The sequence below is a fragment of the Paraburkholderia edwinii genome (assembly GCF_019428685.1).
Classification (GTDB): Bacteria; Pseudomonadota; Gammaproteobacteria; order Burkholderiales; family Burkholderiaceae; genus Paraburkholderia; species Paraburkholderia edwinii.
In genome coordinates this window covers 145,058-168,614 of the sequence record NZ_CP080096.1, presented here as the reverse complement: position 1 = coordinate 168,614, position 23,557 = coordinate 145,058, and the positions used below count along the sequence as shown (strand labels likewise).

Below are 23,557 nucleotides of genomic sequence, written 5' to 3'. Positions count from 1 at the left end.
GCGATTTTCAGATCGTCATCCGGAAAGCAACGGCCATCGCTTGCACCCGTGAAACCGGGTGCTGCGATGGCCGGTTGGCTTGGCAAGCGCGGATCGATGCCGCGCGGGTGCTTACACCGTTTCCGCTGCCTCGCCTGCGCTTACGCCGAAGCGCTCGGCCGGCTTGCTGCGCGACAGATTCGGCATCAATGCCTGGCGTGCCGCTTCGAACGCGTTCCAGTCGGCCACATTGGGCAGCGACGGAATCGTCACCGCCTCGCCCTGATCGAAGCCGGCGAGCGCGGCGTCGACCATATCGCCGGCATCCATCACGATCTGCGCCGGAAGATTGTCGACCGGCTGACCCGCGATGTCCCAGAACTCGGTGCGCGTCGCGCCCGGGAGCACGGCTTGCGCGCGGACGCCCTTGTCGCCGAGTTCATGACGCAGCGATTGCGTGAGCGCGACGACGAACGACTTCGTGCCACCATAGACGCCATTCAGGATTTCCGGCGCCACGCCCGCGATCGACGCGACGTTGATGATGCTGCCGCCGCCGCGCGCGACGAAGGCCGGCGCGATCGCATACGTGAGGCGCGTGAGCGATACGACGTTGAGCTTGATCATCGACTCCATCGCGTCGACGTCGGAGTTCAACAGCGGCAGCGCGGCGCCGATGCCGGCGTTGTTGACGAGCATCGTGATGCTCGCGTCGGTGCGCAGCACGTTTTCGACGCGGCGAATGTCTTCGTCCTTCGAAAGATCGGCGGTGACGATTTCCACCGAGCGGCCCGTTTCATTCGTGATGCGCGTGGCCAGTTGTTCGAGTCGCGCGCGGTTGCGGGCGACGACGATCAGGTCATAGCCGCGGCGGGCGAGGCGTTGCGCGTAGACCGCGCCAATGCCGGTCGATGCGCCGGTGACGACAGCGGTACCTTTGAAAGATGTGTTCGACATGTTCAGCCTCCAGTAAGTGAGCAATTTCGGTTCGGATGCGATGCGTTACTGCATGACCCGAAGATTAGGTGCATACTCACATGGCGGCAATGTCGTATATGCCACTTTTTAGGACATCGATCTGGCGTCAATAAAGACGTCAACAAGGAATCGCTATGTTGCGCTTGGGTGTGGTGCTGTTTCCGGGCTTTCAGATGATGAATCTGTCGGTGCTGAGCGTCTTCGAATTCGCGAACCGGGTGGTGGACTCGCCGCTGTACGACCTCGTGCTGCTGTCGGAAGAGGGCGGTCCGGTGCAGGGTTCGTCGGGATTTTCGGTCACGACGCAGAAGTTCGACGACAGCCCGTTCGACACGCTGCTCGTGGTCGGCGACAACGACGCGCTGGTGTCGCCGCCGGCGGTCGTCGCGTTTTTGAAGCGTTCGGCGCCGCATGTGCGGCGCATCGGCTCGACCTGTACGGGCGCGTTCAATCTTGCGGAGGCGGGGCTGCTCGCGGGCCGCCGCGCCACCACGCACTGGTTTTTCGCGGACAAGCTGCGGCGCGACTACCCGGACGTGAAGATGGAGGAGGACCGCATTTTTATTATCGACGGGCCGGTGTGGACGTCGGCGGGTATGAGCGCGTGCGTCGATCTGGCGTTGGCGCTCGTCGAGAAGGACGCGGGCATCGACGCGGCGCGCACGGTCGCGCGGCAACTCGTGCTGTACCACCGGCGCGCGGGCGGACAGTCGCAGTTTTCCGCGCTGTTGGACCTCGAGCCGAAATCGGACCGCATCCAGAACGCGCTGAACTATGCGAAGCAGAATCTGCAGGCGGAATTATCGGTCGACGAACTGGCGGGCGCGGCGCATCTGAGCCCGCGACAGTTCACGCGCACCTTCCGCGCGGAAACGGGGCAGACACCGGCGAAGGCGGTCGAGCGTCTGCGTGTCGAAGCAGCGCGGCTGATGCTCGAAAGCGGTCGGCACGGCGTCGACGTCGTCGCGCGCGAGACCGGATTCGGCGACCGCGAAAGAATGCGGCGCGCGTTTCTGCGCGCCTTCGGCCAGCCGCCGCAGACGATCGCGAGGACGACGCGGAGTTTGATGTGACGCCTGTTGCTGTATATTAAACAGCGGGCGCTGTACAATGTACAGCAACGGTTATGGAGGCGGCGCTGTTCATTAAACAGCAGTCGCTGTACAATCGACAGCAACCACGATTTCTCTGGCTCATAGGGCGAGTTCAAGCGCCGCGTTTGGCTCGCATCCGAAATGAACGACAGAATGTTCGCGGAACTGTTCGGCGGTGAAGGGCGGTTCAAAGCTCTTCGGTATCTTTTCGAGCATGCCGACGAGGAGTTCAGTTCGCGAGAACTCGCCGCCGCGGCCCATACGGACCGCGGCAACACACATCGTTGGCTGCAGCGCTGGGAAGAGTCGGGTCTTGTCAGAAGGGGCGTCGTGACAGCGACGAACTTTCGGGCGTCCGACGATCCCGCGTTGGCGCCGCTCGTGAGTCTGTTCCGGCAAAGCAGCGAACTGGTCGCTGATTTGCGAGACACGCTTGCGGGCGTCGACGGCGCGAAAGCGGCCGCGATTTTCGGCTCTTTCGCGCGCAGCGAAGAAAAGGCAACGAGCGACATCGATGTCCTGGTGCTCGGCGATGTATCCGAGCTCAAGACCAATGCGTTGTTGCGCCCACTGTCCCGCAAGTACGGCCGGGCGTTCAACGCATCGGTATTTCCAGTCGAGCAATTCAGGCAACTGATCGAGCAAGGCGACGGTTTCGCGCGAGAAGTCATGGCGCAACCGCGGCTGTCTTTGCTAGGAGATCTTGATGCCGAAATTGCTCGATGAATGGCTGAACGAACCGGATACGCCGCTGGAAAAACAGCGGACGGTCAATAAAGCGCAGGTACAAGGTTGGCTGAAGGAAGCGGTACGCAAGTACGAAGATGCAGGGCGTTCGGCCAATAGCGAAAGCACGCGGATGGATGCCGCATACGACGCGACTTTCTTCTGCGCGCTTGCGGCGCTTGCGACACAGGCTGTGCGAGTGACATCCCGGCCGAGGCACCATGTGGTCGCGCTCGAGGCTGCCGCTGCGTTGATGGCGCTGCCTGCCGCTTTGATGGACGAGGCCGACGCGCTCCGCGAATGGCGTAACAGAAAATACCAGGGGTTCTTTTCCGCAACGGAACGCGACGTGGCGGACGGAATCGACACCGCGAAACGATATCTTGAAGCGACAAGCCTCTGGCTTCGGCAAAATGAGCCGCATTTGTTGAAGTAATAGGGCGTCGCCCCGTCAGAGCCGCGCCGGATCAGACTAGCGTTCGTTGCCAGCCTGATCCGGAAAACGGAACAGCACGCGTAACTCTGCCCTAAAACGTCCCCATCACCGACTTCGGCTCCAGATAAGCCTCGAGCCCCATCGTCCCCATCTCGCGGCCGATACCCGATTGCTTGAACCCGCCGAACGGCACGGCCGGGTCGTGCGTGATCGCGTTGATCATCACGCGGCCCGCATCGATGCGCGAGACCACTTCACGCGCTTTCGCCGCGTCGGCCGAGACGACATACGCCTGCAGCCCGTAGGTCGTGTCGTTCGCAATAGCGATCGCCTCTTCGAGATCGCGATACGCGATGATCGACAGCACCGGGCCGAAGATTTCCTCGCGCGCGATCGTCATATCGTTGTGCACATCGGTGAACACCGTAGGCCGCACGAACCAGCCCGACTTGAGACCATCGGGCCGCCCTTCGCCGCCGGTCAGCAGACGCGCGCCTTCATCGATGCCGATGCGGATATAGCGCTGCACGCGGTTCCACTGCTTCTCGCTGACCATCGGACCGATCACGGTTGCCGGGTCGCGCGGATCGCCCGATTGCGTCTTTTCGGCTGCGGCGCGAATGCGCATCTCGAACTCCGCGAGGCGCTGCTGCGGTACGAGAATGCGTGTGCCGGCGATGCAAGCCTGCCCGTTGTTCATAAAGCCCGCCTGCAGCGCAAGCGGCACCGCTTCTTCGAAATTGGCGTCGTCGAGCACGATAAACGGCGATTTGCCGCCCAGCTCGAGCGTGATGCGCTTGAGCGTATCGGCACCGGCGCGCAGGATCGTCTTGCCGACCGCGGTCGAGCCCGTGAACGAAATCTTCGCGATGTCCGGATGCGCGCTCATCGTGGCGCCCACCACGTCGCCGCGCCCCGTGACGATATTGAACACGCCGGCCGGCACGCCTGCCTCGTGCAGCGCTTCGGTGACGATGCGCGTCTGGATCGCGCTCATCTCGCTCGGCTTGATGACGGCGGTGCAGCCCGCCGCCATCGCGGTCGCAAGCTTGTTGCAGATGAAATGCGCATTCGCATTCCACGGCGTGATCAGGCCGGCGACGCCGACCGGTTGCATCACGACCTCGCTCTCGTTGATGCGCCGCGTGAAATCGTATTGCCGCAGCGTCTTCGCTGCTTCGGCCATCGCGGTTTGCGCGTATTTGGCCATCCAGCGCGCGCGGACCACCGGCGAGCCGTATTCCTCGACGATCGCTTCGTAAAGCTCGTCTTCTCGCGCGGCGACTGCATTGCCCATGCTTTGCAGCATGTCGAGCCGCTCGCTTTTGCTGGTTCGCGAGAACGACGCGAATGCGCGCTTCGCGGCTGCGACCGCGCGATTCGCATCATGTTCGTCGGCGAGCCGCACGCGGCCGATCACCTGCTCAGTCGCCGGGTTGAACAGATCGAACATTTCCTCGCCGTGCGGCGTCACGAACTCGCCGTCTATGTAGATTTTGTCGATGCTTTGCATGAATCGGAGGCTCCTGTACGTGCATGAACGTGCTGAGTGGCTCTCAAAGATAGGTCCAGTCCGTTGGCCTGACTAGCCATATAATCGAGCACGACTTGTTGAACGATTTAGGACAATGGAAACTTCCGGGCTGACGGAACTGGAGGCAGTGCTGGCCGTGGCGCGCCACCGCAGCTTTCGCGCGGCGGCAACCGAACTGGGCGTGTCGAAGTCGGCGCTGAGCCATGCCATCGCGGCGCTGGAAGCGCGCATCGGCGTGCGGCTCTTCAATCGCACTACGCGCAGCGTTTCGTTGACCGAAGCAGGCGCCCAGTTCGCCGATAGCGTCGCGCCCGCGCTGTCGGCGATCCGCACTGCGCTCGAGCAGGCGGGGAGCTATCGTGATACACCATCGGGCAACTTGCGGATCAACACATCCGCAGGGGCGGCTCGCCAGGCGATGCCGATCTTTATCGAATTCCTGCGCCGCTACCCGGAGATGAAGCTCGACATCGTCACCGAGGGCCGGATGATCGACATCGTCGTCGAAGGTTTCGATGCGGGTATTCGTCTCGCGGAGGCCGTGCCGCAAGACATGATCGCGGTGCCGCTGGGCCCGATGCTGCGCTTTGCGGTGGCGGGCAGCCCCGCGTATTTCGTGGAGCATCCGCAGCCGCGCACGCCTGCCGATCTCGCCGCGCATCGCTGCATCCGCACGCGGATGCCGAGCGGCGCGATCTATCACTGGGAGTTCGAGCGGCACGGCGAGGCGCTGACGATCGACGTGAAAGGCGCGATCACGCTCGACGATCCCGAGTTGATGCTGTCGGCCGCGCGCGCGGGCCTTGGGCTGACGTACCTGACCGAATGGACAGTCGGCGCCGATCTGCAAGCCGGCACGCTGCGGCGTGTGCTGGCCGACTGGACGCCGCCATTTGATCGCTTATCTCTTTACTATCCGGGGCGGCGTCATGTGCCCGCGGGGTTGCGGGCGCTGATCGATCTGATTCGCGAGCGCGGCGGGGCGCGTGCTTAGGCTTACTGTGGCTGGGACTGCGGCATGATCGCAGGGCTCGAGGCGGGCGATGCGGTGCCCGCATGCTCCACGACGGGCTCGAGGCCCGGCGTTAAGGCGGCCGACGCCGCCGCGGCATCCGATGCGGCCGCGGGCGCGACCGCCGCGGCTGTGCCGGCCATTGCGGCGGCCTTTTCTGATGCCGCCGCAGTCGCCGGCGTGGTGGCCGCGGCAGTGCCCGAAATAGGCGGTGTCATCGCGGCACCTGCCGACGCCGATGTCGCCACCGCATTCGATGCCGCTGCCGCGGGCAACGCCTTGGCTGGCGTCGCTGTCACAGGAAGCGCGGCAACCGGCGTGGGTGGCGCGGTAACCGTCGCGGGCGCCGCAACAAGTGCCGGCGCGGGCAACGGCAACGGATCGCCAGGCAACGATTTCTCGTCGACCGTTGTACCGGGCACCGGCGCGGTACGCACGGAGGCCTGCAAATACCGTCCGACGAGATCGAAGAATCGATCGTAGAACTTGTCGGACTGGATCGTCTCGCTTGAGATCTTGACCATCGCGTCGCTGTTCGAGCGAATCGGCAGTGACACCGAGCCGAGAATGCTCAACCCGACGCTGGCCGACGTATCGCTTTTCTTCAGCGCATAGCCGTTTTGCACGGCGTTCACGTAGACCACGCTCGAATTCACGGCATCGTCGCCTGCTGTGCACACCACATGAAATTCGACGGTGTAATGCGAGTCGCTGGCCGGCTGGAAATTCTTCGACGCATCGATCGTATCGGGCCGCGCGGCCGTGGTCATATAGCCTTGGCTCAGCAGCGCGCGCCGCGCCGAATCGCATGCTTCCGCGCTTGATACGGTGAACGTGTGCATGAACGGACTCGTCTCGTTGCTGAGGAACTCGTCCTGCAGCTTCGGTTTGGGCGTGGATGAACACGCGGCAAGCGCGACGGCGAGCCCGGGCAGCAGCACGAGCGCGAATCGGGATGAACGGGTGAGCATGTTGAAAGCGGGCGAGTCAGCAAACGGCGGGCAACGAAAGCGTCGACGCGCGACGCCTCCAAAGAGCCGGGATGCATTGTAGAGCGGTTCGCCCCGGCGAGGTAAAACACGCGCTATTTTTGCAACGCCGCCGCAGGCTGCTAGTGCGACATTAATGCGACATGCCGGGCGCTGCGCGCGGCAATTCGATCGTAAAAACGGTGCCGCGTTCCGCATCCGATGCGCCGGACACTCTGCCGCCATGCATCTGCACGATCGTGCGCACGATATGCAGGCCGAGCCCGAGTCCTCCGCGGGCGCGGGCTTCTGCAGACTGGCCGTCCGCGGGGCGTCCACCCGCAGGCTGAGGCCCGCCCGTGGCACGGCTATCCATCGCGCGCCGGCCCGGCGTCGTGCTGCCGAACGCTTCGAACAGATGCGGCATCACGCTGGCCGGAATCGCGCCGTCATTCGTAATGGTCAGCGTAATGTTCCGCGTGTCGCTGCCGTCGATATCGACGGCGATGCGTCCGTCCTGCGCGCCGTGATGCAAGGCATTGCTGATCAGATTGGAAATGGCCTGCCAAAGCAGATCGGTGTCCCAATTGCCGCTGCAGTCGCCGCGCGCATCGAGCGCGATGCGCTCGACGCCTTCCTGCGTCGCGAATTCTTCGATCACCGAACGACACAGCGCGGCGAGATCGGCGTTGCGCGGCGCAAGCGGCATGCGGCCGCCTTGCAGCCGCGCGAGGTTCAGCAGCTGATGCACCATGCGCGACATCCGTAGCGAGCTGTTCCTGATGCGGTTCGCGACGGTCACCGCCTGCTCGTCGGGCGCGTTGCGCACCAGATATTCGGCCGATGCGAGCACGGTGCCAAGGGGTGTGCGCAGATCGTGTCCGAGCACGGCCATCAGCATTTCGTTTGCTTCGAGCAGCTGGCGCGTCGCGAGCAGTTGATCGGCGAGCTGACGCTTGTGCTGCTCGAGCTGCACGAACACATCGACCTTCGATTGCAGAATGCGCGGATCGAACGGCTTGTGCAGGAAGTCGACGGCGCCCGCTTCGTAGCCGCGGAACGTGCGCGATGCGTCTTCGGCGGTCGCGGTCAGAAAGATGATCGGCACATGTGACGTGCGTGGGCTGCCGCGCATCAGCGATGCGAGTTCGAAGCCGTTCATGCCCGGCATATTGACGTCGAGAATCGCGAGTGCGGCATCGTGCTTGAGCAGCAGATCGAGCGCCGCGGTCCCCGAATTGGCGACGAGCAGCTCGACACCGGGACGTGACAGCAACGCTTCGAGCGCCGTGATGTTATGGGCGATGTCGTCGACGATCAGGATATTGACTGATGGATGCGCCATGGCGTCGGATCACGATGAGGCCGGCAATGCGGCGAGCCGCTGGGCCATGAGAGTTGGAGAAAGAATGTCGTCGACCGCTCCCCGAGCGATCGCCGCGCGCGGCATGGTGGCCGAGCTTGCCGTTTGCGGGTCCTGCACCCACGCGACGCCACCCATCGCGCGAATCACTTCAAGTCCATGCGAGCCGTCGTCGTTCGCGCCTGACAGCAGAATACCGAGCAGCCGCGTCGCGTACACATGCGCGGCCGATTCGAACATCACATCGATCGACGGCCTCGAGTAGCGCACCGATGAATCGATCGACAGCGCGATCGTGCGGTCGTCGTCGACCAGCATGTGATAGCCGGGCGGCGCGACATGCACACGGCCCGCGACGACGCGTTCGCCCGAATCGGGTTCGACCACCGGCAGCCGGCAGCGGTAGCGGAGCGATTCGACGAGATAGCTCGGCGAATCGGCCGGCAAATGCGAAACGATCAGCATAGCCGGCGCGAAGTCCGCCGGCAGCGACGCCAGCAGCAGCGCCATCACTTCGGTGCCGCCCGCCGAGCCGCCGAGCACGACCGCGTCGAACGCGCGCGCGGAACGGGGCGCTTCTGGCGCGGCGGCGGCACGGGCTCTGTCGTCTCGCATAAGGGTCCTGTTCAGTCGGTCGGTCGAAGCCGGGTTCAAAATCAGCGGTTTAATGTGTACCGCATTTAACGTCTACTCGGTTTAACGACAATTCAAACGTCGAATTTAGCGCCGATTCCGGCGCGATGTCCGATGCTGCATTCGTTGCCGCATTTACCGTTTCTGATAGATGCGTTCGTGTTCGCGAAACTCTTCGAAACCGTCATAGTGGTTCGAAAAGCGCAGGCTTTCCTTGCTGCCGAGCCCTAAAAAGCCGCGCCGCACGAGCGAACGCTCGAACAGACCGAGCGCGCGGTCCTGCAGGCCGCGATCGAAATAGATCAGCACATTGCGGCACGACACGAGATGCGCTTCGAGAAACACTTCATCGGTCGACAGGCTATGGTCGGCGAACACGACGCGGTCGCTTAGCGAACCGGCGAAGCGCGCGCCGCCATATGCCGCATGGTAATAGTCCGACAGCGAATGCTTGCCGCCCGCTGCAAGATAGTTGCGCGTAAAGCCGGCAATGCGGTCGAGCGCATAAATGCCTGCTTCGGCGCGTGCGAGCGCGCCCGGATTGATATCGGTCGCGTAAAACAGCGTGCGTTCGGTCAAACCCGCTTCGTCGAAGAGAATTTTCAGCGACCACAATTCCTCGCCGGTGCTGCAGCCCGCCACCCACACCTTGATCGACGGATACGTCTGCAGGAGCGGCAGCACATGTTCGCGCAGCGCGAGAAAGTACTGCGGGTCGCGGAACATGTCGCTGACCTGCACCGTCAGGTAGTGAAACAGCCGGCTGAACTCGGTCTCGCTGCGCATGATGCGGTCTTGCAGTTGCGACAGCGAGGTCAGCCCGAACTCCTCGAGCGCCTGCGCGAGCCGACGCCGCAACGACGACATCGCATAATGCCGGAAGTCGTGCTGATACTTGAGGTAGATCGCTTCGAGCAGCAGCTTCAGCTCGATATCGAAATCGTGCATCCGCTGCGGCGACAGCTCGTAGGACGAGCGGGTCATCAGGTTCGTCTCCATGCTGATGCAGCTTTCCATTCGGTCCGGCGCGCGTTCGAGCGGGCGGCTATCGCGACTGGCGCGGCTAGCGCTGTCGCAGCCACACGCGGCACAGCGAGATCAGCTTGTCGACGTCGATCGGCTTCGAAATATAGTCGTCGGCGCCCGCTTCGAGACAGCGCATCCGGTCGTGCGCCATCGCCTTCGCGGTCAGCGCGATGATCGGCAACTGCGAGAAGCGCGGATTCGCGCGAATCTGCGCGGTCGCGGTCAGGCCGTCCATCTCCGGCATCATGATGTCCATCAGCACGAGATCGACGTCGACGCCCTGTTCGAGCAGGTCGAGCGCCTCGCGGCCGTTGCGCGCGATTTCGAGCCTTGCGCCGAGCGGCTCGATCACGTGCGACAGCGCGAAGATATTACGCACGTCGTCTTCGGCGAGCAGGATCGTGCGGCCCTCGAACGCGTTGTCGCGCTGCCGCACGGTGCGCAGCATCCGTTGCTGTTCGGGCGCGAGCGACGATTCGACGCTATGCAGGAAGAGCGTCACTTCATCGAGCAGCCGTTCCGGCGACTTCGCCCCCTTGATGATGATCGACTTCGAATAGCGGCGCAGACGGTGCTCCTCATCGCCGGACAGCATGCGGCCCGTGTAGACGATCACAGGCAGCGTCTGCAGGGCGGTATCGGCGGCCATCCGTTCGAGCAGGTCGTAACCGGTGCCATCGGGCAGCGCGAGGTCGGTGACGACGCAATCGAACTGCGTGCGCCCGAGTTCCTCGAGCGCTTCCCCGAGCGTTGCGACGGCGACGATCTCGGTGCTGGCACTTTGCAGCAGCGCACGGATGCTTTCGCGCATCGCGCGATCGTCTTCGATGACGAGCACGCGTTTCATATGCTGCTGCAGGCGCGTTTCGAGCCGGCGAATCGCGGCCTCGAGCGTGGTGCGCGCGGTGGGCTTCAGCGTATAGCCGACCGCGCCCAGATGCAGCGCTTTTTCCGCATGATCGGTCGCCGACACGATGTGAATCGGAATATGGCGCGTGGCCGGATCGTTCTTCAGCCATTCGAGGACCGTCAAACCCGAACGGTCCGGCAAGCCGACGTCGAGCAGCACCGCGGTCGGCTGCAGGTCGCGCACCATCGCGACGCCGCTCGCGGCATCGGTCGCGTGGATAAAGTCGAATTCGAGTTCATGCGCGAGATCGCGCAGGATTTCGGCGAAGGCAAGGTCGTCTTCGATGGCGAGAATCAGCCGCTGGACGTGCTTGCGGTTGTGGCGGTCGTCGTCGATCGGCTGGCGCGTGGTGTCGGAACGCAGGCCGCCCAATCCGCGCGTGGCGGGGAGCTTGCCGGCTGTCGATGGGTCCGATAAGTAGGGGGCGGTGCCGCTGCCTGTGCCGGCCGGTGCGGCGGCGCGCGCAAGCGCTGCTGCGGCGCCGGCGTCGCCCGACGTGACCGGCGTACTGGATGCGCCCGACATCCCCGACGTACCGGATATACCTGACGTAGCCGACGACACCCCGCGCAAATTACCCGCTGGCGTCGGCGCGACTTGCGCCATCGTCGCGACGGCTTCGGCCGAAAACTCGGTGGGCAGCCACAGCGTGAACACGCTGCCGCGTCCAAGGTCGCTTACCACGCCGATGCGTCCGCCGAGCAGCCGCGCAAATTCGCGCGAAATCGACAGCCCCAGGCCGCTGCCGCCGTAGTGTCGGCTCGTTGATCCGTCCGCTTGCTGGAACGCGTCGAAAATCATCTCGAGCTTATCTTCGGCGATGCCGATGCCGGTGTCGCGCACGTCGACACGCAGCATGCCTGCTTCGGCGGCGATGTCGAGGGCGACTTCGCCGCGCTCGGTGAACTTCAGCGCGTTCGAGAGCAGGTTGCGCAGAATCTGCGTGAGACGCTGGCCGTCGGTCACAATCGTATCCGGCACGCCGGGCGCGCGTTGCGCGGAGAATTGCAGATGCTTCGCGGCCGCCATCGGCTCGAACATCTCGCGCAGCGATCGCAGCAGCGCGTCGATCGAAATGCTGACCGGCTCGATCGTAATCTGCCCGGCCTCGACCTTCGACAGATCGAGAATGTCGTTGATCAGCACGAGCAGGTCGCTATTCGATGCATGAATCGTTTCCGCGTAACGCACCTGTTCGTCGCTCAGATTGCCGGTGCGGTTTTCCTGCAGCAGCCGCGCGAGAATCAGCGAGCTGTTGAGCGGCGTGCGCAGCTCGTGCGACATGTTCGCGAGGAACTCCGACTTGTAGCGGCTCGATTGTTCGAGACGCGCGGCGTTTGCGGCGAGTTCGTCCTGCGCCGACAGCAGTTCGGCTTTTTGCCGCTCGAGCCGCTGCGCGTATTCCTCGAGCTGCACATTGGTCTGTTCGAGCTCCGCCTGCTGCGCTTCGAGCCGCGTTTGCGACTCGACGAGCGCGCGGCCGCGTTCCTCGAGCCCTTCGTTCGACACGCGCAGCTCTTCCTGCTGCACCTGCAATTCCTCGTTGAGCTGCTGCGTTTCGGCAAGCGCATCCTGCAGACGCTCACGATAAAGCGCCGCTTCGATAAAGTCGCCGATGCTCGTCGACACGAGCTGCAGGAATTCCTGATCGCGCGCGCCGGCAGGCCGCATAAAGCCCATTTCGACAATACCGTTCACGGCGCCGTCGTTCTCGATCGGTTGCACGATCACGCTGGTCGGCGCGCCCGCGCCCGTGGCGGAAACCACCTTGATGTAGTTGTCGGGCACCTGATGCAGCACGATGGTCCGGCGCGACGACGCGGCCTGCCCGACGAGGCCTTCGCCATCATGGAAGTTACGCGTGTTCTGTTCGCTCTCCGCGCTGAAGCCGTACGTCGCGACGCGCCGCAATTCGCCGTTGATCCGGTCGCGCACATACAGCGCGGCGACAATGACGTCGAGGTACTGCGCAAGAAACTCGAGAATCGCGCGGCCGACGAGCGGCGCCGTCGCCTGGCCGACCACTTTTTCCGCGAGCAGCCGCTGGCCCGAACGCAGCCACACCTGCTGCTGCAACTGTTCGGTATGCGCGACCTGCTGTTGCAGCACCGCGTCGTAGTTGCCGGAAAGATTGAGCAGATCGCGGCGGCCGCGAAACGCGAGCAGCGCGCTGATCAACACGCTAAATACGAGGAACACGGCGACGGTCGTGCCGGTCAGGCTGCGCGCCGCATCCGAGCGCTGGTGCCGCAGGTCCTGTTCGAGTTCGAGAAAATCGCCGAATATGCGGCGCGTCTCGTCGAATTCGGCCTTGCCGCGTCCGGCGGCAACGATGTCGGTGACGTCCTGATGCTTGCGCTTCAGGTCGATCATCTGCTGCGCGTAGGCGTTCCAGCGCGCCTGGATCGTCTGAATGGTCTTCAGCTTTTCGATTTGCGGGGGATTGTCCGCCACCAGCCCCGTCAGCTCGGCGATCTGCGACTGGAAGCGCGGCTGGCCGGCCTGATACGGTGCGAGAAACGCGTCGTCGCCCGTCAGCAGAAAACCGCGCAGCGACGACTCGCGATCGACCGCGAGACGCAGCGCTTCGTTTGCGTCGCCGATCACGCGCTCCGAGTGTTCGACCCAGTTCACCGTCGACACGAGGTAGGCGATCAGCACGGCGAATACGGCGATCGTCACGAGTCCGACCGCGAGCGGCAGCGCGATATTGCGCCGGATAATGCGCCTGAAATTCGCCTGGTCGACGGTGGCGACGGCCGCGGTCTTGCCGGGCTTCCCGTCCGCTTGTTCTAATGATGTCGGCATTTTTGACTGGAATAGCTTGGGCTTGTCGGATTGTCGTATACCAAGGCCGAATGTCGCAATGCGGAGCGAAAAATACCGGCCGTCGAGCGTCGGAAGTATCACATAGTCGCTTTACCCATGTGTACCAGGCGCGCAGCGACGCGTCCGGTTCCGGCGACACTTACGGTGTGAAATGTGGTTGGACCGCGGGCGGTGCCCCATAGCCCGCGGGGGTTGGGGCGCGGCGTTGTCGCGCGCGCCCGCTGCGGATTACTGGCTCGCGCCCTGGCCGATGCCGGCCTTTCTCTGCGCGTTCTGCAGGTTTTGCGGGTAGTTCGGATCGTCGCGGCCCGGCTCGTAACCGTTCTCTTCGAGTTGCTTGAGCTCGGCATTGCGCTTCGCGCGTGCTTCCTTGCGCGCCTGCTTCTGCGCGGCCTTGCGCTGCGCCTTGGTCATGCTTGCGGCGGCTGGCGCCGCATTGGTTGCCCCATTCGTCGCCCCATTCGTTGCCCCGTTCGCCGACGGGTTCGCCGGATGTACCGCGGCGCCGCCTTGCGTACCGCCCGCCTGCGCGTTGTCCTGTGCAAAGGCACCGGTTGCCGCGCCGGCCGCGAGCGCGGCGCCCGCGATCCACGCGGCGAGCTTCATGGTGTGTCTGTTATGAGCCTTAGTCTTCATCTGCATACTCTCCTTTTTGAGTTTTACTTCCCATCATTGTTGGACGACGAGGATTGGAACAACTTCTGGCACGGCGGCGATAGCTGGTCGTAGTGCTCCTTCATGCATGCCTCGATCTTGTCCTTGTTCGGGATTTCGGCTGAGCAAAGCCGGAATGCGTCGCGACGGCAGGCCTTGTTCGCGTCTTTATCCGATGACGCGGCGAACGCGACACTGCTGCCGGCTGAAACGAATGCCAGCAGTACAGCGAAGAATTTACGTTTCATCGTCCCTCTCCCTTGCGCAAAAAAAGCGGTCCATCTTCCGCTAGCCTGACAAGAGCAAAAAACGAACCTGCCTGTTGTACCTGGTCTTCGCACCAGGCCGCAACTCGCGACTCGCATGCTATGCTTGGCTCACCCCGGCGGGCCCCGCCCTGTGTGCCGGTCCACAGCGGTTCGGCCGCAATCAGCTCCGCGCACAAGTCCGCATTCGAGCGGCTTAGAAAATAAACGGCAATGGACTATCGGCACCTCCAGCAACGAAAAAGCATGCACGCCCGCATCGTGCAGGAATTGGGCATCGAGATCGTCAGCGGGCGGCTGCAGCCGGGCGAACGGCTGCCGGCGGAATCCGCCCTCTGTGAACAGTATGGAGTGAGCCGGCCGGTTTTGCGCGAAGCGACGCGCGTGCTCGTGGCCAAAGGGCTCGTCGTATCGAAGCCGCGCGTGGGAAGCATCGTGCGCGCGCGCGACGAGTGGCACATGCTCGATCCCGACGTGCTGTACTGGACGCTCAACAGCATCCCTGAAGGCGAGTTCTTCCGCGCGCTGATGACGGTGCGGCGCATCATCGAGCCGGCGGCCGCGGCGCTCGCGGCGACCGCTGCCACCGATGAAGACCTCAAGCGCATCAACTCCGCCTACGACCAGATGGAGCACGCGCAAAACGCGGGCGCGCTGCTCGAGCCGGACCTCGAATTTCACCGCGCGATCATGGCTGCAACGCACAACGACATGCTCGCGTATATCGGCAACATGATGTCGCTGGCGCTATCGGAGTCGATCAAGCTGACGAGCCGCCATCCGGACACGCATGCGCTGTCGCTGCCGCGGCACAAGGCAATCCTGACGGCGATTCTGAACCGCGACGCGCTCGGCGCACGGCAGGCGAGCCTCGTGCAGCTCGAGAACGCGCGCGCCGACGCCGATTCGATTCTGGGGGTGGCGACGCGCGGGCTCGGCTAGCAGGCGAGGTGCGAGCGCGGTCGCGCGGCGAGGGCGGCTTGCCGCGGCGCGCGCGTCCCGGCGAGGGTGGTTGCCGGCGCAACCATCACGATCACGCCGGCGTCATCTTGAAGCGGAGAAAGCGAAAAAGGGCCTCGAGGGCCCTTTTTCACATCAAGCACAGCGGGCGCGCGGATTACCCGCGCGACATTCTCAGTGCGAATGTCTCAGTCCGAATGACTCAGTGCGAATGCGACGGCACTTCCGCACCGCGGCAACCGACCAGGAAGTCGAAGTCGCAGCCTTCGTCGGCCTGCAGCACGTGCTCGATATACAGGTTACGGTAGCCGGTCGCATCCTTCGGGTTCGGCTTCTGTGCTTCCTTCCATTCGGCAAGACGCGCGACCATTTCCTTTTCGTCAATATCGAGGTGCAGCTTGCCGGCCTCGCAGTCGAGCTCGATCCAATCGCCCTCGCGCACGACCGCAAGCGGGCCGCCCGCGCGTGCTTCAGGCGCGACGTGCAGCACGACGGTGCCGTACGCGGTGCCGCTCATGCGCGCGTCGGACACGCGCACCATATCGGTTACGCCTTGCGCGAGCAGCTTCGGCGGCAGGCCCATGTTGCCGACTTCGGCCATGCCCGGATAACCCTTCGGACCGCAGTTCTTCATCACGAGCACGGAATCCTTGGTGACGTCGAGCTCGGGGTCAGCGATGCGCTTCTTGTAGTCGTCGAAGTTCTCGAACACGACCGCGCGGCCGCGGTGCTTGAGCAGCGCGGGCGTTGCGGCCGACGGCTTCAGCACCGCGCCGTTCGGCGCGAGGTTGCCGCGCAGCACGCACAGACCGCCGTCGGCGACGAGCGGCTTGTCGAGCGGGCGAATCACTTCGTCGTTATAGTTCGGCGCGTCCTTCACGTTGTCCCAGATCGACTGGCCGTTCGCGGTCAGCGCGTCCGGATGCGGCAGCAGGCCCGCTTCGCCGAGGCGGCGCAGCACGGCCGGCAGGCCGCCCGCGTAATAGAACTCTTCCATCAGGAAGCGGCCCGACGGCTGCAGGTCGACGACGGTCGGCGTGCCGCGGCCGATGCGCGTCCAGTCGTCGAGGGAGAGGTCGACACCGATGCGGCCGGCGATCGCCTTCAGGTGAATCGCCGCATTGGTCGAGCCGCCGATCGCCGCGTTCGCGCGGATCGCGTTCTCGAATGCCTCGCGCGTAAGCAGTTTGGACAGACGCAGGTCCTGCAGCGCCATCTCGACGATCCGCATGCCGGACATATGGGCGAGCACGTAGCGGCGCGCGTCGACAGCCGGAATGGCCGCGTTGTGCGGCAGCGTCACGCCGAGCGCTTCGGCCATGCAGGCCATCGTCGACGCGGTGCCCATCGTGTTGCAGGTGCCGGCCGAGCGCGACATGCCTGCTTCGGCGGACATGAACTCGTGAATCGAAATCTTGCCGGCCTTCACCTGTTCGGACAGTTGCCAGACCACGGTGCCCGAGCCGATGTCGCGGCCATGATGCTTGCCGTTCAGCATCGGTCCGCCGGTCACGAGAATGGCCGGCACGTCGCAGCTTGCCGCGCCCATCAGCAGCGCGGGCGTGGTCTTGTCGCAGCCGGCGAGCAGCACGACCGCGTCGATCGGATTGCCGCGGATCGATTCCTCGACGTCCATGCTGGCGAGGTTGCGCGTGAACATCGCGGTGGGCCGCAGATTCGATTCGCCGTTCGAGAACACCGGGAACTCGACCGGGAAGCCGCCTGCTTCGAACACGCCGCGCTTCACATGTTCGGCGAGCTTACGGAAATGCGCATTGCAAGGCGTCAGTTCCGAGAACGTATTGCAAATGCCGATGATCGGCTTACCGTTGAATTCGTGGTCCGGAATGCCCTGGTTCTTCATCCAGCTGCGGTACATGAAGCCGTTCTTGTCGGCGGTACCGAACCACTGGGCCGAGCGGAGCTTGCGAGGTTGATCAGTCATGTTGTCTCGATCGGATTTTGTTCAATATAGTAAGACTATATGCGATGCTGGCCATCCGTGCCAAGCCTCGCTACAGCTAGACTTTTGGCTGCGGCGGCGTCGGTCTGATTCTGGAGCGCGTTTGCCCGTGACACCACTATTACGTGCCGCATATCGGGAATTTACTCTCACTCGCGGACAAATAGAATGACTTTTTATGCCGCGAGAATGGGGGAAAACACTAATCACTAGACGGATCGCTCGCGCATATAGTTTGGCTAATTCAAGATTGCGCCCAGGTTGCGCCCTGTGCGCACGGCAGAACAACAGGAGTCTCAAATAGTGGTTACCTCGCCTCGCTTCTCCGGTCTTTTCCCCGTCGCGCCGACGCCGTTTACCGCGTCGGGCGAACTCGACCTCGACGGCCAGCGGCGTGTGATCGATTGCATGGTCGATCAGAAGGTCGACGGCATCTGCATCCTCGCGAACTACTCCGAGCAGTTCGTGCTGACCGATGCGGAACGCGACACGCTCGTCGATCTGTGTCTGACGCATACCGCGGGCCGCGTGCCCGTGATGGCCACCTGCAGCCACTTCAGCACGCAGATCGCGAGCGACCGCGCAAAGCGCGCCGTCGCCGCGGGCGCGAGCATCATCATGGTGATGCCGCCGTATCATGGCGCCTCGCTGCGCGTCGACGAAAACGCCATGTTCGAGCACTTCGCGCGTATCGCCGATGCCGCCGGCGTGCCGGTCATGATTCAGGATGCGCCTCTTTCCGGGGTCGCGCTGTCGGTGCCGTTCCTGGTCCGCGTGGCAAGGGAGTTGCCGCTCGTGCGCTACTTCAAGATCGAAGTGCCGGGCGCGGCCGCCAAGCTGCGCGCGCTGATCGCAGCGGGCGGCGACGTGATCGAAGGGCCGTTCGACGGCGAGGAAGCGATCACGCTGATGCCGGACCTCGACGCCGGCGCGACCGGCACGATGTCGAGCGCGTTGCTGCCGGATCTGATCCGTCCAGTGTTCGACGCCTTCCGCGCCGGACGCCGCGACGAGGCGCGCGCCGGCTACGCGCGCATCCTGCCGCTCATCAACTACGAAAACCGCCAGTGCGGGTTACGGGCGACCAAAACCGTCATGATGGAAGGGGGCGTGATCAAAAGCGACGCGGTGCGTCATCCGCTCGAAGCGCTGTCGGGCGCGACACGCGCCGAACTGCTCGAACTCGCGCGCGAAGCGAATCCGCTCGCGCTGCGCTGGGGTCATTGAACCTGATCAATGAAGCGCGGCCAAAAAGCGCGTAACCGTTAAAACAGTAGAAGCAGCGGTATGAACAGAAAACTTTCGATCGGTATCGTCGGCGTCGGCAAAATCGCGCGCGACCAGCATCTGCCCGCCATCGCGGGGCTCGAGCGCTTCGAACTCGTCGCGTGCGCGAGCCGCAATGCGACAGTCGAGGGCGTGCGCAACTACCCGACCATCGACGCGCTGCTCGAAGGCGAGCCCGATCTCGATGCGATTTCGCTGTGCGCGACGCCGCATGTGCGCTTCGACCAGGCGCGCGCCGCGCTCGCGGCCGGCAAGCATGTGATGCTCGAGAAGCCGCCCGGCGCAAGCGTGCATGAAGTGGAAGTGCTGCGCGAGATGGCGCGTGCGGCCGGCCGCACGCTGTTCGCGACCTGGCATTCGCGCTATTCGCCCGCTGTCGAAGTGGCGCGCGAATGGCTTGAGAAGCGCGCGATTCAATCGGTTCACGTGCGCTGGAAAGAAGATGTGCGGCGCTGGCATCCGGGCCAGGAATGGATCTGGACGCCGGGCGGTCTCGGCGTGTTCGATCCGGGCATCAATGCGCTGTCGATCGTCACGCGCATGCTGCCGCGCGAAGTGATCCTGAAGTCGGCGGAGCTGCACGTGCCGTCGAACCGTCAGACCCCGATCGCCGCCGAGCTCGATTTCGTCGACGAAGCAGGCGTACCCGTGCATGCATCGTTCGACTGGCGCTATGGCCCGGTCGAGCAATGGGAAATCGAAGTGCAGACGAGCGACGGCACGCTGTTCCTGACGGAAGGCGGCAAGCGCCTGTCGATCGCGGGCAAGCCCGTCGATCTCGCGGCCGAACGCGAATATCCGGCGCTGTACGAGCGTTTCCAGTGGCTGATCGATCACGGCGAGCAGGACGTCGACGTGCGTCCGCTGCGCCTTGTGGCTGATGCGTTCCTGCTCGGCAGCCACCATGCAGTCGAGCCTTTCGAGGACTGAGCAGGAAAAAAACAGAGTAACGGAAGAAAGCGGCGCTGCGAGCACCGAGGGCATCGACGTGCGCAAAGAAGCCGCAATCAGGACGTAACCAGGCAACACACAAACGCAACAACAAATGCAGCACACCCAATCAGGGCAATCAACGTAATTAACCGCACCTACGATTCAACGACTCAAAGGAGACACGCATGACCAACCCGATTCGCCGCCTGACGCTGTCCGCGCTCGTGGCCGCCATGTGCGCGGCGCCGTTCGCGCTGCCCCTGTCCGCTCACGCCGATGCGCCGCTGAAGATCGGCGTGCTCGTGAAGATGCCGGAGCAGGCATGGTTCATCAATGAAGAAAAGGCAGCGACCGCGCTCGGCCAGAAGGAAGGCTTCTCGGTGGTCAACATCGGCACGCCTGACGGCGAGAAGGTGCTCGCCGCGATCGACAACCTCGGCGCGCAAGGCGCGCAGGGCTTCGTGATCTGCCCGCCGGACGTGCGTCTCGGACCGGCGATTCAGGCCCGCGCGAAGCGCTACAACATGAAGTTCGTGACGGTCGACGACCAGCTCGTCGATTCGAGCGGCAAGCCGCTTGCAGGCGTGCCGCACCTCGGCATGTCGGCGTTCAAGATCGGCAATCAGGTCGGCCAGGCGATCAGCGACGAAATGAAGAAGCGCGGCTGGAAGCCGGAAGAAGTCGGCGCGATCCGCATCACCGACTACGAACTGCCGACCGCCAAGCTGCGCACCGACGGCGCGACCGAATCGCTGCTTGCCAACGGCTTCAAGAAGGACAACATCTTCGACGCGCCGCAAAAGACGACCGACGACGAAGGCGGCTTCAACGCAGCATCGCCGATTCTGTCGAAGCACCCGAACATCAAGAAGTGGGTGATCTTCGCGCTGAACGAAGAGTCGGTGCTGGGCGGTGTGCGCGCGACCGAGCAGGTGCATATTCCGGGTTCGGACGTGATCGGCGTCGGCATCAACGGCGCGGGCGAAGCGTTCGCCGAGTTCCAGAAGAAGGAACCGACGGGCTTCTACGGCACGATCGCCGTGAGTTCGACGAACCACGGCAAGCAGAGCGCGCAGAACCTCGTCGACTGGATCAAGTCGGGCAAGCAGCCGCCGGCCGATACGCAGACCACCGGCAAGCTGATGACGCGCGAGAACTGGAAGGACGTGCGCACGGAACTCGGGATTTAAGGCAGGGCGAGTTTCGACAGGCCGGGCCACCGGGCCAACGAGCCCCGGGTCTTTTCGCAAGGCTCGGCCTGATGTAACGCGCAGTTGTGGTACTGCGGGATGCAACAACGGAAACATCAACGATGACGGTCAATGAAACAAGCGCCGCTACGCAGCCAGCGAAGCCGCGCGTCGAAGGCGGCACGCATCTGGAGCTCGACGGAATTTCCGTGAGCTTCCCGGGCGTGCTCGCGCTCGACAACGTGTCGTTCCAGGTGCGCGGTGGCGAAGTGCACGGCCTGATGGGCGAGAACGGCGCGGGCAAATCGACGCTGTTGAAGGTGCTGTCGGGCGTGAATCAACCCGCGTCGGGCGTGCTGCGCCTCGCGGGCGTCGAGCATCAGTTCACGACCACGAAGGCGGCGATCGAGGCCGGCATCGCGATCATCTACCAGGAGTTGCATCTCGTTCCCGAGCTGACGGTTGCTGAAAACCTGATGCTCGGGCAATTGCCGAACCGCTTCGGTGTGCTCGACGAAAAGGCGCTGGTCAAGCGCGCGATCGGCGAGCTCGAGCGTCTCGGCGAATCGATCGACCCGAATACGCAGGTGAAGCGCCTGTCGATCGGGCAGCGGCAGATGATTGAGATCGGCAAGGCGCTGATGCGCGACGCGCGCGTGATCGCGTTCGACGAGCCGACGAGTTCGCTGTCCGCCAGAGAAACGGAGAATCTTTTTCGGATTATCAATGCGTTGCGTGCGCAAGGTCGCGCAGTGATCTACGTCACGCACCGCATGGATGAAGTCTACGAACTGTGCGACCGCGTCACGGTGTTCCGTGACGGGCGCCGCATCGAAACGTTCGACTCGGTTGCAGACCTCGACCGCGACCGGCTGATCAGTTGCATGGTCGGCCGGTCGATTCGGGATGTCTACGGTTACCGTGCGCGCCAAACCGGCGACGTGCAGCTCGAAGTGAAGGGGTTGCTCGGGCCGGGTCTGTCGGAGCCCGTATCGTTTTCCGCGAGGAAGGGCGAGATCGTCGGCTTCTTCGGGCTCGTGGGCGCGGGGCGCTCGGAGCTCATGAAGCTGATCTACGGCGCTGTGACGCCGACCGCCGGCCATATCGAACTGAACGGCAAGCAGATGACCTTCTCGACGCCGCGCGACGCGGTGCGCGCCGGCATTGCGCTGTGCCCCGAAGACCGTAAGCAGGAAGGCATCGTCGCGATCGCGTCGGTGGCCGACAATCTGAACATCAGCGCGCGGCGCCATTTCAGCGCGGCGCGCTTCCTGTTGAACGCGAAGCGCGAACGCGACCTCGCGCGCGAGTACATCGACAAGCTGTCGATCAAGACTCGCAATACCGAAACCGCGATCGGCACGCTCTCGGGCGGCAATCAGCAGAAGGTGATTCTGTCGCGCTGGCTTGCCGAGCGCATCGACATTTTCCTGCTCGACGAGCCGACGCGCGGCATCGACGTCGGCGCGCGTTCTGAAATCTACGACCTGCTGTACGAACTCGCGGAAGCGGGGCGCACGGTCGTCGTCGTGTCGAGCGATCTCGCTGAAGTGATCGGCATTGCCGATCGCGTGCTGGTGATGAAAGAAGGGCGCGTGGTCGGCGATCTGCCGAAGGCGCAGGCCACCCCTGACCAATTGATCAAACTGGCTCTGCCGCATTGAGCCGCTGACAGCAACGGGCGCGCGGGTCAGCGCGCCACTGGATGAAGATGACCATGCAAACTCCGACCACTCAAGCCACCCGTGCGGTGCAGCCCGGCGCGCCGTCGCACGCCGCGCGCACCTGGGATCTGATCAACAAGTCCGGCATCGTGATGGTGTTCATCATCCTGTTTGCCGTGCTGTCGGTGACCGTGCCCGACTTCCTGACAAGCCGCAACATGCAGGGCTTGTTGCTGTCGGTCACGCTGATCGGCTCGATCTCGGTGACGATGATGTTCGTGCTGGCGCTCGGCGAAGTCGACCTGTCGGTCGCGTCGATCGTCGCGTTTTCCGGTGTCGCCGCCTCAACCCTGATCACGGCGACGCATAGCGTGATGCTCGGCGTCGCCGGCGGTGTGCTCGCGGGCGGGGCGGTCGGGCTCGTGAATGGCGTGCTCGTCGCGCGCTACAAGATCAACTCGCTGATCGTCACGCTCGCGATGATGGAAGTCGTGCGCGGCCTCGCGTACATCACGTCGAACGGCGATGCGGTGATGATCTCCGAAGAGCGCTTCTTCGATCTCGGCGGCGGCTCGTTCCTCGGCATTTCGTACCCGATCTGGAGCAACATCGTCGGCTTCGTGGTGTTCGGCTTCCTGCTGCGCAAGACCGTGTTCGGCAAGAACGTGCTCGCGGTCGGCGGCAATGGCGAAGCGGCGCTGCTCGCCGGTTTGCCGGTTACACGCATCAAGATCACGGTGTTCGTGCTGCAAGGTCTCGTCACGGGTTTTGCCGGCGTGATGCTCGCCTCGCGGATGAGCCTTGGCGATCCGAAGACGTCGGTGGGCCTTGAACTCGGCGTGATTTCGGCGTGCGTGCTCGGCGGCGTTTCGCTGACGGGCGGCGTCGCGACGATCTCCGGCGTGCTGGTCGGCGTGCTGATCATGGGCTCGGTGCAGGACGCAATGAGCTTGCTCAACGTGCCGACGTTCTATCAGTACCTGATTCGCGGCGGCATTCTGCTGCTCGCAGTGCTGTTCGACCAGTTCCGCCGCAGCCGTCGGAAAGTTTGACGCGTCTGTCGCGAATGGCGTTGAAGTTGCTGCCGCGGTTGCCAATTTAGCGCGCGGCGGATCAAGGTGAGGATTTTCGGGAGCGAGTGCCTTTGGCACT

20 protein-coding genes are annotated in these 23,557 nt (G+C 63.8%); 10 read left to right on the top strand and 10 right to left on the bottom strand.

Going from position 1 to position 23,557, the window contains the following annotated elements; all coding sequences use genetic code 11:
* Positions 1-111: 111 nt before the first annotated feature.
* Entirely contained in the window at positions 112-936 is an 825-nt protein-coding gene (locus KZJ38_RS22630; RefSeq protein WP_219801944.1) for an SDR family NAD(P)-dependent oxidoreductase, read from the bottom strand.
* Positions 937-1,091: 155 nt separating this feature from the next.
* On the opposite strand from KZJ38_RS22630, the gene KZJ38_RS22625 reads away from it, so the two are divergent.
* From KZJ38_RS22625 to KZJ38_RS22615, 3 genes are all read left to right on the top strand, one after another.
* Positions 1,092-2,030 (top strand): GlxA family transcriptional regulator, encoded by a 939-nt coding sequence (locus KZJ38_RS22625; protein ID WP_219801943.1) that lies wholly within the window; start codon positions 1,092-1,094, stop codon positions 2,028-2,030.
* A 162-nt stretch (positions 2,031-2,192) separates the two neighbouring features.
* Complete coding sequence (locus KZJ38_RS37200) at positions 2,193-2,777, top strand: nucleotidyltransferase domain-containing protein (RefSeq protein WP_219801942.1); 585 nt, start codon at positions 2,193-2,195, stop codon at positions 2,775-2,777.
* Entirely contained in the window at positions 2,758-3,213 is a 456-nt protein-coding gene (locus tag KZJ38_RS22615) for a hypothetical protein (RefSeq protein WP_219801941.1), read from the top strand. Before KZJ38_RS37200 ends, KZJ38_RS22615 begins: the two co-directional genes overlap by 20 nt.
* Before the next feature lie 91 nt (positions 3,214-3,304).
* On the opposite strand, the gene KZJ38_RS22610 is transcribed toward KZJ38_RS22615, so the two are convergent.
* Complete coding sequence (locus tag KZJ38_RS22610; protein ID WP_219801940.1) at positions 3,305-4,726, bottom strand: aldehyde dehydrogenase family protein; 1,422 nt, start codon at positions 4,724-4,726, stop codon at positions 3,305-3,307.
* Between the two features lie 115 nt (positions 4,727-4,841).
* On the opposite strand from KZJ38_RS22610, the gene KZJ38_RS22605 reads away from it, so the two are divergent.
* A complete protein-coding gene (locus KZJ38_RS22605) occupies positions 4,842-5,741 on the top strand; it encodes a LysR family transcriptional regulator (RefSeq protein WP_219801939.1) in 900 nt (299 codons plus the stop codon).
* Positions 5,742-5,743: 2 nt separating this feature from the next.
* On the opposite strand, the gene KZJ38_RS22600 is transcribed toward KZJ38_RS22605, so the two are convergent.
* The 7 genes from KZJ38_RS22600 to KZJ38_RS22570 all read right to left on the bottom strand — a co-directional run bounded on the left by KZJ38_RS22600 (position 5,744) and on the right by KZJ38_RS22570 (position 14,390).
* Positions 5,744-6,730: a DUF2242 domain-containing protein gene (locus KZJ38_RS22600; protein ID WP_219801938.1), complete on the bottom strand. Its 987-nt coding sequence runs from the start codon at positions 6,728-6,730 to the stop codon at positions 5,744-5,746.
* 151 nt (positions 6,731-6,881) lie between these two features.
* The gene (locus tag KZJ38_RS22595) at positions 6,882-8,072 is read right to left on the bottom strand and encodes a hybrid sensor histidine kinase/response regulator (protein WP_219801937.1); all 1,191 of its coding nucleotides are present in this window, start codon (positions 8,070-8,072) and stop codon (positions 6,882-6,884) included.
* A gap of 9 nt (positions 8,073-8,081) precedes the next feature.
* Positions 8,082-8,705 carry a chemotaxis protein CheB gene (locus tag KZJ38_RS22590; protein ID WP_219801936.1) on the bottom strand — a complete coding sequence of 208 codons (624 nt, stop codon included), beginning with the start codon at positions 8,703-8,705 and terminating at the stop codon, positions 8,082-8,084.
* 153 nt (positions 8,706-8,858) lie between these two features.
* Positions 8,859-9,707 (bottom strand): CheR family methyltransferase, encoded by an 849-nt coding sequence (locus tag KZJ38_RS22585; protein ID WP_219801935.1) that lies wholly within the window; start codon positions 9,705-9,707, stop codon positions 8,859-8,861.
* Positions 9,708-9,786: 79 nt separating this feature from the next.
* Positions 9,787-13,467, bottom strand: a complete 3,681-nt coding sequence (locus KZJ38_RS22580; protein ID WP_219801934.1) for a response regulator — start codon at positions 13,465-13,467, stop codon at positions 9,787-9,789.
* A 249-nt stretch (positions 13,468-13,716) separates the two neighbouring features.
* Positions 13,717-14,124, bottom strand: a complete 408-nt coding sequence (locus KZJ38_RS22575) for a DUF4148 domain-containing protein (RefSeq protein ID WP_246641948.1) — start codon at positions 14,122-14,124, stop codon at positions 13,717-13,719.
* A gap of 23 nt (positions 14,125-14,147) precedes the next feature.
* The gene (locus KZJ38_RS22570; protein WP_219801933.1) at positions 14,148-14,390 is read right to left on the bottom strand and encodes a hypothetical protein; all 243 of its coding nucleotides are present in this window, start codon (positions 14,388-14,390) and stop codon (positions 14,148-14,150) included.
* Positions 14,391-14,621: 231 nt separating this feature from the next.
* Here KZJ38_RS22570 and KZJ38_RS22565 point away from each other — a divergent pair, with 231 nt between their 5' ends.
* Positions 14,622-15,350, top strand: a complete 729-nt coding sequence (locus KZJ38_RS22565; RefSeq protein WP_219801932.1) for a FadR/GntR family transcriptional regulator — start codon at positions 14,622-14,624, stop codon at positions 15,348-15,350.
* Positions 15,351-15,570: 220 nt separating this feature from the next.
* Here the strand turns inward: KZJ38_RS22565 and KZJ38_RS22560 are convergent, their stop codons facing one another.
* The gene (locus tag KZJ38_RS22560) at positions 15,571-17,313 is read right to left on the bottom strand and encodes an IlvD/Edd family dehydratase (protein WP_219801931.1); all 1,743 of its coding nucleotides are present in this window, start codon (positions 17,311-17,313) and stop codon (positions 15,571-15,573) included.
* A gap of 321 nt (positions 17,314-17,634) precedes the next feature.
* On the opposite strand from KZJ38_RS22560, the gene KZJ38_RS22555 reads away from it, so the two are divergent.
* From KZJ38_RS22555 to araH, 5 genes are all read left to right on the top strand, one after another.
* Positions 17,635-18,558, top strand: a complete 924-nt coding sequence (locus KZJ38_RS22555; RefSeq protein WP_219801930.1) for a dihydrodipicolinate synthase family protein — start codon at positions 17,635-17,637, stop codon at positions 18,556-18,558.
* Between the two features lie 60 nt (positions 18,559-18,618).
* Positions 18,619-19,548, top strand: coding sequence for a Gfo/Idh/MocA family protein (locus KZJ38_RS22550; RefSeq protein WP_219801929.1), 930 nt, complete (start codon positions 18,619-18,621; stop codon positions 19,546-19,548).
* A 188-nt stretch (positions 19,549-19,736) separates the two neighbouring features.
* Entirely contained in the window at positions 19,737-20,741 is a 1,005-nt protein-coding gene (locus KZJ38_RS22545) for an arabinose ABC transporter substrate-binding protein (protein WP_219801928.1), read from the top strand.
* Between the two features lie 122 nt (positions 20,742-20,863).
* Complete coding sequence (araG, locus tag KZJ38_RS22540; RefSeq protein WP_246641947.1) at positions 20,864-22,405, top strand: L-arabinose ABC transporter ATP-binding protein AraG; 1,542 nt, start codon at positions 20,864-20,866, stop codon at positions 22,403-22,405.
* Between the two features lie 53 nt (positions 22,406-22,458).
* Positions 22,459-23,457 carry an L-arabinose ABC transporter permease AraH gene (araH, locus tag KZJ38_RS22535; RefSeq protein ID WP_219801927.1) on the top strand — a complete coding sequence of 333 codons (999 nt, stop codon included), beginning with the start codon at positions 22,459-22,461 and terminating at the stop codon, positions 23,455-23,457.
* Positions 23,458-23,557: the final 100 nt, after the last annotated feature.